The sequence below is a fragment of the Arcobacter sp. genome (assembly GCF_050300555.1).
GTDB lineage: Bacteria > Campylobacterota > Campylobacteria > Campylobacterales > Arcobacteraceae > Arcobacter.
In genome coordinates, this window is the sequence record NZ_JBNKXY010000001.1 from 39,050 (window position 1) to 52,480 (window position 13,431).

13 protein-coding genes are annotated in these 13,431 nt (G+C 27.0%); 2 read left to right on the plus strand and 11 right to left on the minus strand.

Translation table 11 applies throughout. The features are described 5' to 3' along the window. Window position 1: 1 nt before the first annotated feature. Genes metG through mobB form a run of 4 tightly spaced genes read right to left on the minus strand, consistent with a single transcriptional unit; the run spans window position 2 to window position 3,503 of the window. A complete protein-coding gene (metG, locus tag ACQY5W_RS00230) occupies window positions 2–1,951 on the minus strand; it encodes a methionine--tRNA ligase (protein WP_428022912.1) in 1,950 nt (649 codons plus the stop codon). A gap of 13 nt (window positions 1,952–1,964) precedes the next feature. Beyond that, window positions 1,965–2,165, minus strand: a complete 201-nt coding sequence (locus ACQY5W_RS00235; protein ID WP_428022913.1) for a hypothetical protein — start codon at window positions 2,163–2,165, stop codon at window positions 1,965–1,967. Beyond that, window positions 2,155–3,000 (minus strand): class 1 fructose-bisphosphatase, encoded by an 846-nt coding sequence (locus tag ACQY5W_RS00240; protein ID WP_428022914.1) that lies wholly within the window; start codon window positions 2,998–3,000, stop codon window positions 2,155–2,157. The genes ACQY5W_RS00235 and ACQY5W_RS00240 overlap by 11 nt, the downstream gene beginning before the upstream one ends. Continuing rightward, window positions 3,000–3,503, minus strand: a complete 504-nt coding sequence (gene mobB / locus ACQY5W_RS00245; protein WP_428022915.1) for a molybdopterin-guanine dinucleotide biosynthesis protein B — start codon at window positions 3,501–3,503, stop codon at window positions 3,000–3,002. Before mobB ends, ACQY5W_RS00240 begins: the two co-directional genes overlap by 1 nt. Window positions 3,504–3,581: 78 nt before the next feature. On the opposite strand from mobB, the gene ACQY5W_RS00250 reads away from it, so the two are divergent. Beyond that, window positions 3,582–4,091, plus strand: coding sequence for a hypothetical protein (locus ACQY5W_RS00250; protein ID WP_428022916.1), 510 nt, complete (start codon window positions 3,582–3,584; stop codon window positions 4,089–4,091). On the opposite strand, the gene ACQY5W_RS00255 is transcribed toward ACQY5W_RS00250, so the two are convergent. Genes ACQY5W_RS00255 through bamA form a run of 6 tightly spaced genes read right to left on the minus strand, consistent with a single transcriptional unit; the run spans window position 4,057 to window position 11,674 of the window. Then, window positions 4,057–5,451 carry a transglycosylase SLT domain-containing protein gene (locus tag ACQY5W_RS00255; protein ID WP_428022917.1) on the minus strand — a complete coding sequence of 465 codons (1,395 nt, stop codon included), beginning with the start codon at window positions 5,449–5,451 and terminating at the stop codon, window positions 4,057–4,059. The genes ACQY5W_RS00250 and ACQY5W_RS00255 overlap by 35 nt on opposite strands. 10 nt (window positions 5,452–5,461) lie before the next feature. Beyond that, window positions 5,462–5,740 (minus strand): YggT family protein, encoded by a 279-nt coding sequence (locus ACQY5W_RS00260; RefSeq protein WP_428022918.1) that lies wholly within the window; start codon window positions 5,738–5,740, stop codon window positions 5,462–5,464. Beyond that, window positions 5,737–7,038, minus strand: coding sequence for a glutamate--tRNA ligase (gene gltX, locus ACQY5W_RS00265; RefSeq protein WP_428022919.1), 1,302 nt, complete (start codon window positions 7,036–7,038; stop codon window positions 5,737–5,739). The genes ACQY5W_RS00260 and gltX overlap by 4 nt, the downstream gene beginning before the upstream one ends. Window positions 7,039–7,040: 2 nt before the next feature. Further along, entirely contained in the window at window positions 7,041–8,279 is a 1,239-nt protein-coding gene (locus ACQY5W_RS00270) for a M16 family metallopeptidase (protein ID WP_428022920.1), read from the minus strand. A gap of 52 nt (window positions 8,280–8,331) precedes the next feature. Further along, a complete protein-coding gene (locus ACQY5W_RS00275) occupies window positions 8,332–9,399 on the minus strand; it encodes a dehypoxanthine futalosine cyclase (protein ID WP_428022921.1) in 1,068 nt (355 codons plus the stop codon). A 13-nt stretch (window positions 9,400–9,412) separates the two neighbouring features. Beyond that, the gene (gene bamA, locus ACQY5W_RS00280; RefSeq protein ID WP_428022922.1) at window positions 9,413–11,674 is read right to left on the minus strand and encodes an outer membrane protein assembly factor BamA; all 2,262 of its coding nucleotides are present in this window, start codon (window positions 11,672–11,674) and stop codon (window positions 9,413–9,415) included. Between the two features lie 107 nt (window positions 11,675–11,781). On the opposite strand from bamA, the gene ACQY5W_RS00285 reads away from it, so the two are divergent. Beyond that, window positions 11,782–12,612 carry a prephenate dehydrogenase gene (locus ACQY5W_RS00285; protein ID WP_428022923.1) on the plus strand — a complete coding sequence of 277 codons (831 nt, stop codon included), beginning with the start codon at window positions 11,782–11,784 and terminating at the stop codon, window positions 12,610–12,612. Here ACQY5W_RS00285 and folP read toward each other — a convergent pair whose 3' ends face one another. Beyond that, complete coding sequence (gene folP / locus ACQY5W_RS00290) at window positions 12,613–13,422, minus strand: dihydropteroate synthase (RefSeq protein WP_428022924.1); 810 nt, start codon at window positions 13,420–13,422, stop codon at window positions 12,613–12,615. It abuts the gene before it with no gap. Window positions 13,423–13,431 lie beyond the last annotated feature (9 nt).

Here is a 13,431-nt window from a genome sequence, read left to right on the forward strand (position 1 = left end):
CTTAAGAGATTTTCGTTCCAGAAACTTTTGGTTTTTCAGGACGAACTAAATTTAAACCATTTTCATCTCGTGCTGCTAGAAGCATACCTTCACTTAGCATTCCCATAAGTTTTGCAGGTTTTAAGTTTGCTACAACACAAGCTTGCGTTCCAACTAATTCTTCAGCGCTATAAGACTCTTTTATACCAGCTAAAATTTGTCTATTTCTTCCTTCACCCAAATCAACTTGTAGTTTTAATAACTTAGAAGATTTTGGTACTTCTTCAGCTTCTACAATTGTTCCAATTTTTAATGTAGTTTCAAAAAATTTGTCAATTGTAATTAAATTATCTTCGTCAACTATTTCTTCTGTTTTTTCTAGTTCTTTTTTAGCAGGCTGTGTACTAACAACTGCAGGTGCTGCTTGTTCTAATAATATTTCCTCAATTCTTGGGAATAGTTGTTCTATTTTTGTAATAGTTACATCAGAAAGTAACTCTTTGTTTACAACTATCTTTGTAAAATTATCACTATTTATTTCTAACCCTATACATTGAGCTATTTTTGAAATTTTTTCAGGCATTACAGAATCTAAAAGTAGGGCAACTCTAGCCATAATATTTGTAATCAAAGCAACTAAAGCCATGGCTTCATCTACTTTTCCTTCTTTCATTTTAGTCCAAGGCTCGTAATCACCAATTGCTTTATTTGCTATTGTTAAAACTTTCCAAATCTCTTCAAGATATCTATTTAATTGCATATTATAAATATAACTTTCTACACCTTCTAAAATCTCATTAACTTCATCTAACTCTTTTTTATGAAATTGAACTACATCTTTTGAAGTTACTTTATATTCAAAATATTTTCCACTCATACCAATAATTCTATTAAGTAAATTTCCTAAATCATTTCCTAAATCAGAATTGATTCTGTCCATTAAAGCTTTTTGAGAAAAATCACCATCTTGACCAAAAGGAACTTCTCGAAGCATAAAATATCTAAAAGCATCTAAGCCATAGGCATCTGCCACTTCTTTAGGATTTACTACATTTCCTTTTGATTTAGACATTTTATCTCCATCTCTAGTCCACCAACCATGAGCTGCTATATGTTTTGGTAATGGTAAATCTAAAGACATCAAAAATGCTGGCCAATAAATAGCATGAAATCTTAAAATATCTTTTCCAACTAAATGTACATTTGCTGGCCAAAATTCCATATTTTTTTCATCAGTTCCATATCCAAGTGCTGTAATATAGTTAAGTAGGGCATCTAACCATACGTACATTACATGTTTAGGCTCATTTAGTGATTCTGGTAGTTTAACACCCCAATCAAAAGATGTTCTAGAGATAGATAAATCTCTTAATCCACCCTTTACAAAATTTGTAATTTCATTCTTTTTAGAACGAGGTAAAATACAATCAGGATTTTCTTCATACCATTTTAATAATTTATCTTCATAAGCTGATAATTTAAAGAAATAACTCTCTTCTTTTACAATATTTGTAGGTTTTCCACAGTCAGGACAAAACTCATTTTCAATTAGTTGTTTTTCAGTAAAAAATGTCTCACAAGATACACAATAATATCCCTCATATTCACCTTTATAAATATCACCTTTGTTATACATTTTTTCAAAAGCAAACTGAACTCCAGTTTTATGTTCTTCATCCGTTGTTCTTATAAACTTATCATATGTAATATCAAAATCATCCCACAGTGCTCTAAACTTACCAGAAACTTCATCTGCATACTCTTTAGAAGTTTTATCTCTAGCTTTTGCACTCTCTTCTATTTTTTGCCCATGCTCATCAGTACCTGTAAGAAAAAAAGTTTTTTTACCAGTTAATCTTGAGTATCTAGCTAGCATATCAGCAATAATAGTAGTATAGGCATGTCCAATATGTGCAACATCATTTACATAATATATTGGAGTAGTAATATAAACATTTTTATGACAATTCATTTTTTACCTTTTATTAAAATTCAAATCCACCTGTAGAACCTTTATTCATAGATTCATACACAGCTATTACATATCTTTTTCTTATTTCACAATCAAAAAACTTCTCACAATCACTACAAGAATCCAATCCAAAAGATTCTTGGCACTGTTTTAAAACAACTAATTGCTCTTCTAAAGCCTCTTCCCATTGGTCAAGTTTTTGATTATTTTCCATTTTCACTATAAACTTTTAAAACTCTATTTATCTCTTCTTTTGAACCAAAGAAACAAGGAGTTGTGTCATGGATATGTGTAGTTTCAACATCTAAAACTCTTTTAAATCCATCAACTGCTTCACCACCTGCTTTTTCATATGTTAAAGCAAAAGGAAATACCTCAAATAGTTGTCTTAATTTCCCTTTTGGTCTATCAGTAGTTCCTGGATATGAGAATAATCCTCCACCTTTAAGAAGTATTTGATGAAGATCAGGAACCATTCCACCACTATATCTTAATCTATAGCCATCATTAAAAATATCATCGATTAGTTGTTTATGAAAAGGTGCCCAACAATTTTGAGTAGAACCAGGAGCATTTAATTTTCCTTTTTCATTTAACTTAATATCTTGAATAAATTCAAATTTTCCATTAAGTAATCTGTACATTTTTACATCATCAGTTGTAATTACCATTTCAACTCTTGGTCCAAAAACCACATAAACAGAAGCTATAATATTTTGTGCATTAAACTCATTTTCATAGATACCAAATATAGAACCAACTGATAAATTTACATCAACTAAAGAAGAACCATCTAAAGGGTCATAAGCAATTAAATATTTACCTTCATCATGCAAATTTACAATACTTTCTTGCTCTTCACTAACTATTGCTTTTATAGATTTTACTTTTGCAAATATCTCTTCAATAATTACATCACTTTGGATATCAAGTTTCAACTGCGTATCACCAGTAGAATTTTCTTGTTCACTTTTTCCCGTATCACCTGTCTCTATAAGATATTTAATCTTTACAGCCGACTCTTTTATGGCATCAAAAATTTCATTCATTATTTTACTCTTTTCGCATTTTGTTCAATCCATTTGATTATCTCTTCTGGATTATTTAAATCTAATCTTTTTATCCCATTTGGAATATTTTTTATACTTTCATCAGTAGCAATTATATCTGTAATTTCAAAATAAGAATTTTCAATTTTATCTCTAAATATGGCAATTCTTGGCAATGGTAAAGTTTTAAGTCCTTCTACTAAAAGATAATCAAACTCTCCAAACATATCAATAATCTCTTCTATTGTTGAAGTTTCTTGTTTAAACATAGTTGTTTTTGTAGGACCTACAACTGCAACATTTGCTCCTGTTTGAAAAAACTTATAAGAGTCTTTTCCTTCTCTATCAAAGCTGGCTTTATCTTTTGGGTCATGTTTGACAATACAAACTTTATAACCCATATCTTGCAAGATACTTGAAACTTTAATAATTAAAGTTGTTTTACCACTATTTGAAGGTCCAGTAAAAGCTACAGCTAAATATTTTTTTGTACTTGATTTCATTTTGGGATTTTACCTAAATGATGGTTAAAGTATCTTTAGTGTAAAATCACCAAATTATTATACTTATATGGAGTTTTTATGAACAAATTTTTATCAATTATTTTAATTTCTTTTTTAGTTTTTCTAAGTGGTTGTAGTTCTTATTCTATCACTAAATATTTTGATAAAAATGATTTTTATTTAAACTCTTTGCAATATACAAAAAAAGCAGACATAATTAAAAAAGATGAAGTAGTTGCAATATTCACAGCAACATACTTAAATAAAGTAGAAAATAAATATGATAATGACTATGAAAACTTTATAGTTTCTGTATATGTTGCAAATAACAAAGAAACTACAATACCAACAATAACTTTAGATAAAAAAAATTATTCAAATGAGGATATAGAAAAAGAATTAAATTATGAAACTAATTATGCAAAAATGGAAGAAATTGCAAAAGAATCAAAAATAATTGAATCAATTCCTCTTAAAAACCCATGGGCAAAATACTATTTAATTAAATTTAATAAAAATGAGAAAATAGCAAACTTTTTATTGAGATATAGACTTAATGAAAGTCAGAAGGCTGAAATAAGTTTTTAAAAAACTCTTCTAAACTTAAATCTTTTTTTGCAAAGATTTTTGTATAAGCAATATAATTATAAATAAACTCTTTAACTTTTTCATCCCCTAAAAGTTCTAAACTTAAGTAAGGTTCATAGATATTTTGAGTTTCAAACAAATTAAAATATAATCTCTCATTTAAGTTTTTTGCCCCATTAACATAAGCATAAAAAAGTGTTAAAGGATGGTAAAATTCAGTTTCTAATTCATTTAAAATATATGAATAATAAAGAATATTTGTTTTTGGAGTCAATAACTCTTCTTCTTTAAGCTCAAGATTATTTAATAATACTATTTCATTGACTTTATTTAAATTTAATTGCATTAAACCTAAGTCAAACTCTTTTGAAATACTTTTAACGTCAAAATTACTTAATGTTTTGGCAAATGAATGAATAAGAATTTTTCTATCAGTAAAACAATCTTTTAAAAACTCATATTCAAGAATTTTGAAGCTATCATCTATTTTAATATCTTTTTTTGCATAAAGAGTATAAATATTTAAGTCACTTGACTCTTTTAAAACAGCTAGAGTACTTTCCTCATTTTTTAATAAATAAAGCCAAAAGTTTACTTTATCTTTTTCATATTGGGAAATAGCTTTCGATAAAGCATTTTTAAAATATATCACTGTTTGTTCATCAATTTTTTTATTTAATACTCTGTTTATTGCTAAAAGAAATGACACATTGTAGTTATAATTAGTGTCATCTAAATCAAAAAATGAAGACTGTAAAAAATTTAACTTGGGATTACTTATTATCAATGATAAAAATCTTTCAAATTTTTCATCATATTTAATTTTTTCAATAGTTTTTAAAGGGAGTTTGTAATTTAATTTTTCATATAAAAAGTTATTTGAACTGTTTAAATATAAATCATAAATAATATCATGAGAAGAAGAAACAATTTTAGTAAAAGGAATAGGGGAGTTTATAATTTTTAACTCTTTTGCAAAAATAGGATATCTATCTTCGATTTTTAATATAATTGAATTAATTTCTAAAGGAGTAAGCTCTAATGCTTTTTTTAAGTTTAATCCAACAACTATACAGTCACTATTTGCTTCTACCAAACTTTTTTCATTGGCATTCATACACTGCAATACTGCTAAAGTTTCATCATAATCTATTTTTTTTGCATACTCATCAAAAATAGCTTGATTTACATTGGAAATGTTTTCTAGTATTTTTATAGTATGTTCATAAGATTTTTCACTATTTTTTAAATCAAGAAAATAGCGAAAATCCTTTTCTAAAGGTGTTTGAATATTTAAATTTTCTTCAGAAAATAAGTGACTAACAATAAGAAAAAAGAGTGAAAAAATCTTTAATCTCATAATAATCTTCTTACATACCCATAAATAATCTTCCTAAAAATGTCTCTAGGAAAATAAGAACTAAAATTAAAATCATTGGTGCTAAATCCATACCACCAAATACTGTTGGTATATACCTTCTTATAAAAGCATAAGCAGGCTCTGTCAATCTATATAACATCTGAACAATAGGATTATAAGGATCTGGTCTAACCCAAGATATTAAAGCTGAAATAATTACAACCCATTTATATAAAAATATAATACTCATAACAACTGTAGCAATTGAACCAATTAATGCATCTGTCATTTTACAATTTCTCCCATATAGTTTTTAATAAGCGGATAAATATCCGATAAATTTGCTCCACTATTAGTACCAGTTATAATATATCTCAATAAATTAGATAATAAATCACCTTTTAATTCGGTATTATCAATAATATAATTTTCAAATAGCTTAAAATCATCAATAAATGGAGCAGTTAAAATACAATCTTTTAGATTATTAAACTCTTTTTCAAATCCTTCAAGAGGAGTTTTTGAACTAAAAATTAAATCAATTTTTGATTTAATCTCCTTTATTGTACTGGCTTCTTCTAAAAAAAGCTTTCCAAGTTTTCCTATATCACTATCTGCAAAACCTAAAATTTTAGATAATCTCATTTCATCTAATTTTGATATATGTACAGTATTTATTGATTTTAATTTTTCAATATCAAATTCTACAGGAGTATTTGATACTTTTTTAATATCAAACCACTCAATAGCCTCTTCAATAGTAAAAATCTCAGTTGGTGTCTCAGTTCCTAAAAGTACCAAGTAATTTGCTATAGCACTAGGTAAAAATCCTTCTTCAACAAGATGTTTAACACTATATAGTTCATCTAACGTAGAAAGTGCTTCTCCAGTTTTTACATTAATAATTTTTGGAAGATGTATATAATCTATATTTTTAGTATAGTTTAATGTATTTCTTACATGAATTTGCTTTGCTGTATTTGAAAGGTACTCTTCTGTTCTAATAATTGTCGATATATCATAAAGCATATCATCAACAGCACAAGCATAATCATAAGTTGGTGTTTTATCGTGCTTTAATATTCTAAATGAATCAACCATAAAAGGCTCATATGAAAAATCACCTTTAAGTAAATCAGTAAAAGAAATGGTACTTTCTGGTTTTTTAATTCTAACTGTAAAAGGTGCATTACAATTCAAAACTGTTTCATCAGATAAAGTTTCACAAAAACCATCATAATAATATGGTTTGTCATTTTCTTTTGCTTCAATTCTAAGTTCTTCTAATTTTTCATCAGAGCAAAAACATGAAAATGCTTTTTTTTGACTCATAAGTTGCATAGCCATTTTTTGATGGTATTTTAAATTTTCACTTTGATAAATTACTGTTTTATATTCAATTGAAAAAAGAGATAAAAGTTCTAATATCTCTTTATCTTTTCCCTCAATATTTTTTTCTTTATCTATATCTTCTATTCTAATTAAAAGTTCTTCATTTAGCTGTTTTGAAACAATATAATTAATTAGAGCAACTCTTAAACTATTAAGCTGCATATTTCCTATTGGACTTGGTGCAAATCTTAACAAATTTATTTCCTTACTATTGAAAAAGATAGATTTTTTATTTCCACATGAGATTTAATATAATCATTAATCTCTTGTAAAGTCAATTTTTCAATTTTTTCTAACTCTTTATTTGTATGGTTTTGCTCTAATCCTCTATAGTAATTTGTAAATGCACGATTTAATCTTTGACTCAATGTTTCAACTCTAAGAGGTTCACTACCTGTTAAGAAATTTTTAGCAGCATTTAGTTCATCAATAGTAATACCATTTTTTACAAAATTATTAACTATTTTTATTACTAAATCTTTTGCTTCATTTGCAGTTTCATTTTTAGTTTGTAAATATCCAGAAAAATATGAATGGGATTTATTTATAGAAATTTGTCCATATGCACTATATGCTAAACCTCTTTTAACACGAATCTCTTCCATAAGTCTTGAACCAAAACCACTACCACCTAATACAAATGAAGCCACCTTTGCAATATAGTTATTTTTATCATTAACTTTTGTATTAAAAGGACTTCCAAAGTATATATAAGCTTGTTCTGTTTCTTTAATTATCTCTTTAACAATTTTTTTATCAGATGCGTTTAGATTAATAATCTTTGATTCTTCTGCATTTTTTAATGAACTTAAAAGTGGTTCTAACCCTTTTTTTACTTCATCTAAAGTAATATCACCACCCACTACAACTATCAAATTTTCTAATACTAATGTAGAATTAACAAATTCTTTTACATCATCTAAAGTAATTTTAGAAATAGAATCAATAGTTCCATTAGAAGGATTTTCTAAAGCACTACCTTTAAAAAGTATTTTATTTAATTCATTTCTTGATACATAATCAAAATCATTCTCTTTTCTCTTTAATGAACCTGTTAAAATTGTCTTAATTTTATTTAATGTTTCATCTTTATAATTAGGAGACTTTAATAGTTCATTTAATAATTGTAAGCCATTTTTATAAACATCTTTTATAGAAGATAATTCTATTACAAATGTTTCAAAACCATGAGAAGCATTTAATGAAATAGCTAACTTCTCTAACTTTTGAGCAAATTTTACACTTCCATCTTCTAAAGTACCTTCATTTAATACTCTAGCTGATAAAGTTGATAATCCACTTTTATCTTTGTCTTTTATATAACCACTATTTTTAAAAACTAATTGTAAATTAAAAGTTGCTAAAGAGTGTTGTTCTTCAAAAATAATTGGTATATTTGTATTATTTATTTTAATATGCTCAATTTGGGCACCCATTAAAAATCCTTGTATAAAAAATAAAATTAATGCTATTTGTTTCATATTAGAATTAAAACCTTTCTAATATCTCATATGCAGTATTTCTCTTAGCTGGGTTTTCACCAATATCTCTTATTAGTTGAATCATTTCATCTTGATTCATACAATTTGTAGCTCCTGCAGCTGCAACAACATTTTCTTCCATCATAGTACTTCCTAAGTCATTTGCACCAAATTTTAAAGCCATTTGACCTATATAACTTCCTTGTGTAACCCATGAACTTTGAATATTTTTAAAATTATCTAAATATATTCTTGAAACAGCTAATAATCTTAAATATCTGTTTGAAGACTGAGGTTTTAAATCAGGGATTTCTTCCAATAATTTAGTATTACTGCTTTGAAAAGACCACATAATAAAAGCTCTAAATCCGCCAGTTTCATCTTGTAATTGTCTAATTAAATCCCAATGCTCAATAATCTCTTCATCTGTTTCAACTGTTCCAAACATCATAGTAGCTGTTGTTTTCATTCCAATTGAATGGGCAAGTCTATGAACTTCTAACCATTGGCTTGCATCAATTTTTTTAGGTGCAATTATATCCCTTACTCTATCACTTAAAATTTCAGCTCCAGCTCCAGGTATTGAACTTAATCCCTTAGCTTGTAATCTTTTTAAAACTTCCAAAATAGATATCTTTGAAATTTTTGCAATATAAACAATCTCTATTGCAGAAAAAGAGTGTAGGGTGATCTGAGGAAATTTAGTATGTATATGTTCAACTAGATCTTCATAATAATCAATTTTTAGTTTTGGATGAACTCCACCTTGCATAAGAATTTGAGTTCCACCTATTTCTAGTAATTCTTCAATTTTTTTATCAATCTCTTCATATGATAATACATATGAATCATCATCTCGTCCATGTCTATAAAAAGCGCAAAACTTACAATCAACCCAACAAACATTTGTATAATTTATATTTCTATCTACAACAAATGATGTTATTTTTTCAGGATGAAGTTCCAACTTTCTTTTAGTTGCCATTTCACCTAATTCAACTAAAGAAGCATTTTGAATTAAATCTAAAGCTTCTTCATTCGTAATTCTATTTGTTATATTCATTTTTTTTACCATTTTATCTCTTTATTTAGAAAGACGAACCTAAAGCAAATTCAAATGAAGATGTTTTATCGCCTTGTTCATCATCTAATGCTTGTGAGAAGATGAATTGAAGTGGTCCAAATGGAGAAACCCATTCAAATAATGCTCCTGTTCCACTTCTTTTTATTTCAGAAAAAGAATCTTTTCCAATCATTCCATAGTCGTAAAAAACTCCCCATCTCATTTTTGATTTAGAAACTAAAGGGAAAGATAGTTCAAAACTATTTGCAAATGATTGTTTATAAACTGTTTTATTTATCAAGTTATCATCTGGACCAAAAGCATACGACTCATATCCTCTTAAAGATTTAGGTCCACCAAGATACAAAGAATCTCCTCTGTTTAATCTTCCATTATCAACTAAAAAATTTAAATTTGCTCTATATCTAAAGATCCAATCACTATCGATTAAATCCTCCAAAGAATAGAAATATTTAAAATTTGATAAACTTTTTAAATATTTTGAATCACCACCAACTCCTGCGAACTCTAAAGAAGTTCCTGCTTTTATCCCACTTCTAGGCACCATAAAATCATCAGTATTATTAAAATTAATATATGGAGTAATAGAACTTGTTATATAATCTTGATCAACATTAGAAGGTAATGAAAGACCATCACCAGTATTTGTATCTGTATATGTTTCTTCAATCATATCAAATCTATATTTTGCACCTGCATAAAGATTTCTAATTATCTCTCTTCCAGCAGAAATAGAGAATCCATTTGCTATTTTACTTAACTGATAAGATCCATTTGCCGTACCTGAATAATCAATTTCATTTTCTGAATTATGAATTTCAACTGTTCCATTGTATTTACTATCTCTAATTGCAGGGTTTGAAAGAGAAAGATAATAGTTATGACTTTTTTCAGAAAAATCTACATTAACAGCAGCTGCTAAACCTGAACCAAATACATTTTTTTCATTAATTCCAGCATTTAATAAAAGCCCATCATAAGAACCATATCCTCCACCTAGTGTTATATTACCTGTTGGAGTCTCTTTTACATTTACTACTAAATCCATTTTATCATCAGTAATTCTTTTTTGCTCAATTGTTACATCATCAAAAAAACCTGTTCTTTTTAATTTATTTTTTGAATCATTAAAATCAGTAAGAGAAAATAAATCACCTGGAGCTAAATAGACATCTCTTCTTATTACTCTATCAAGAGTTCTATTATTTCCAGAGATAATTACATCGTTTATATATACTTTTTTCCCTGGAATTATGTTAAAAATAATATCAGCAGTAGCATTTTTTTCATCTTTATTAATATCATACTTCACTTGTGTAAAAGCATATCCTAAATCAGAAACTTTTGTTTTCATAAATTCTACATCAGTTCTTAATTTTTCTATATTAAAAATATCATCTTTTTCAAGTTTTAATTCACTATATAAAGTTTTTGGGTCTATAATTGAGGCATCTACATATATCTTTATATCATTTGTTTTATATTGTTTACCTTCTTGAATAAAAAAATCTAGTACAGCATCATTAGAAGCAAAGTTAACTTTTAAAAATGGATCTTTTACAACAGAGTCTAAATAACCTTGTTTGAAATATTGATCTCTAATTCTTGGAGCATCAAATTCAAGTTGTTCTAAATTTACTTCACCACTATTTTGTCCAAAAAACCAAGGAATTAGATCTTCTTCATTATTTGCAGTAACTTCTTCAAAATCATCTTCATCTAGTTTTGTTGCACCATAATAGTTTACTTTTTTAATTATAATTTCATCACCAACATTTACATCAAAAGTTATAGCAACCGCATCATTCTCTAAATTTACAACATCAACTTCAACAACAGAATTAACATAACCTTCACGCTCTAAGTTTTTAAGTAAAACTTCTTTAGCATGCTTGATTGCCGAAGTTGTGTACATAGTTCCTTTTTTTATACCCATTTGTGAATATAATACTTCTTTATCTTCATCTCTACTTTTATAATTGTTCATTTCAATATTGGCAATAGAAGGCTTTTCCTTAAAGATAAATTCTAGATTACCATTGTCATTATTTACTGAAATATCATCAAAATATCCAAATTTATAAAATTTTTTAATAGCATTATTTATTGATTTATTATTTATATCATCGCCAACTTTGAATTCAATTGTCTCATCCGCAATATCTTGAGAGATTTTAGATAAATTAACATATTTTATAGACTGTATCTCTTGTGCATGTAAAAATGTAGCAAGTACTAAAGAGGTATATAAAGCAGATTTTTTCACGTTGATCCTTATAACTATTCTTATTAAAGCAGATAATATAACTAAATAAACTTTATAGGATGATTAAGATATAATCTTTTTTTTATACATTTTATAAAGGTAAAGTAGTGAATATAGGAATTATTGGATTAGGGCTTATGGGTGGTTCTATTGCAAAAGCAGTTAAAAAATATACAATAGCAAAAAATGTATATGGATATGCTAGAAATGAACAAACAGCTAAAGAAATTGAAGAGTTAAATTTAGTTGATAAATTAATGAGTTTAGATGAGTTAAAAAAGAATTCTGATGTTATTATTTTAGCTATTCCTGTTGATTCAATAATTTCAATGTTTGATGATTTAAAAGATGTTTCACAAACTACTACTATTATGGATTTAGGCTCAACAAAAGAGTTTATTGTCAAAAATATTCCCACAGAAATTAGAAAAAATTTTGTTGCAGCGCATCCTATGACTGGTACAGAAAAATTTGGTCCAAAAGCTGCAATAGATGGTTTATATGAGGGAAAAACTGTAGTTTTATGTGATTTAGAAGAAAATGATGATATTCATAAAGAAAGAGCAATTAAAATATTTCAAGATATTGGTATGAGACTAGTTTTTATGAAATCAAAGGACCATGATATACATGCTTGCTATATGTCACATCTACCACATGCTATTTCTTTTTCTTTAGCAAATACCGTTATGAACCATGAAGATCCAAGATCAATTATAGCCTTAGCTGCAGGTGGCTTCAAAGACATGAGTAGGATAGCAAAATCAAGCCCTGCAATGTGGACAGATATTTTTAAACAAAATAGAAAAAACCTATTAGATTCTATTGATTTATTTGAAACTCATATGCAAAAAGTTAGAGATATGGTTGAAAAAGAAGATTATGAGGCTTTAGATTTATGGATGAAAAAAGCAAATAGCTTACATGAGATACTTTAGCTAAAGTATCTCAACATTATTTATAGCTTCTTGTATTTTAATAGCTTGATAATGTTCTTTAACATCATGGCATCTTATAATTGAAGCTCCATTTTTAATTGACTCCAAATGAATAGCTAAGGTGCCAGGAAGTCTCTCTTCAATAGTTGACTCTATAACTAAATTAATCATCGATTTTCTACTAGCACCTATTAATAACTCATAACCAAAGTGTTTAAAATGCTCTAATTTTTTAAGAAGAAGTAAATTATGCTGTAAATTCTTACCAAAACCAATACCAACATCTAAAACAATATTATTTATTCCAAAGTTTTTAGCTTTTTTAATTCTTTGATTAAAAAAAGTATCTATTTCTTTAATTACATCATCATATTCTGGACTTTTTTGCATGTTTTCTGGATTATTTTGCATATGCATAATAACAACCTGTGCATTATATTTTGAAGCAATTTTACAAACTTCATCATTTTCTAGTCCAGTAATATCATTTACAATAGAAAAACCTCTATTTAAAGCATAATCTAAAACTTTTGGTTGATAAGAATCTAAAGAAAATTTTACCTTTTCATAAAGTTTTTCATCATATATTAAATCAATTATTGGTTTAACTCTATTTAACTCTTCTTCCCATGACACAGCAATACTTCCAGGGCGACTTGAAACTCCACCCAAATCAATAATATCCGCACCATCGCTAATCATATGTTCTATTTTTAAAACAGCATTTGAGCCATAAAATCTACTATTTTTAAAAAAAGAGTCTTCATTTGCATTAATAATACCCATGATTTTTGTTTTAAAATTTTTCATAAAACTCCA

What these genes read in the sequence shown, in the direction of transcription:
- metG (WP_428022912.1), bottom strand. Translation starts at nt 1,951, where the DNA reads ATGAATTGTCATAAAAATGTTTATATTACTACTCCAATATATTATGTA.
- ACQY5W_RS00235 (WP_428022913.1), bottom strand. Translation starts at nt 2,165, where the DNA reads ATGGAAAATAATCAAAAACTTGACCAATGGGAAGAGGCTTTAGAAGAG.
- ACQY5W_RS00240 (WP_428022914.1), bottom strand. Translation starts at nt 3,000, where the DNA reads ATGAATGAAATTTTTGATGCCATAAAAGAGTCGGCTGTAAAGATTAAA.
- mobB (WP_428022915.1), bottom strand. Translation starts at nt 3,503, where the DNA reads ATGAAATCAAGTACAAAAAAATATTTAGCTGTAGCTTTTACTGGACCT.
- ACQY5W_RS00250 (WP_428022916.1), top strand. Translation starts at nt 3,582, where the DNA reads ATGAACAAATTTTTATCAATTATTTTAATTTCTTTTTTAGTTTTTCTA.
- ACQY5W_RS00255 (WP_428022917.1), bottom strand. Translation starts at nt 5,451, where the DNA reads ATGAGATTAAAGATTTTTTCACTCTTTTTTCTTATTGTTAGTCACTTA.
- ACQY5W_RS00260 (WP_428022918.1), bottom strand. Translation starts at nt 5,740, where the DNA reads ATGACAGATGCATTAATTGGTTCAATTGCTACAGTTGTTATGAGTATT.
- ACQY5W_RS00270 (WP_428022920.1), bottom strand. Translation starts at nt 8,279, where the DNA reads ATGGGTGCCCAAATTGAGCATATTAAAATAAATAATACAAATATACCA.
- ACQY5W_RS00275 (WP_428022921.1), bottom strand. Translation starts at nt 9,399, where the DNA reads ATGGTAAAAAAAATGAATATAACAAATAGAATTACGAATGAAGAAGCT.
- folP (WP_428022924.1), bottom strand. Translation starts at nt 13,422, where the DNA reads ATGAAAAATTTTAAAACAAAAATCATGGGTATTATTAATGCAAATGAA.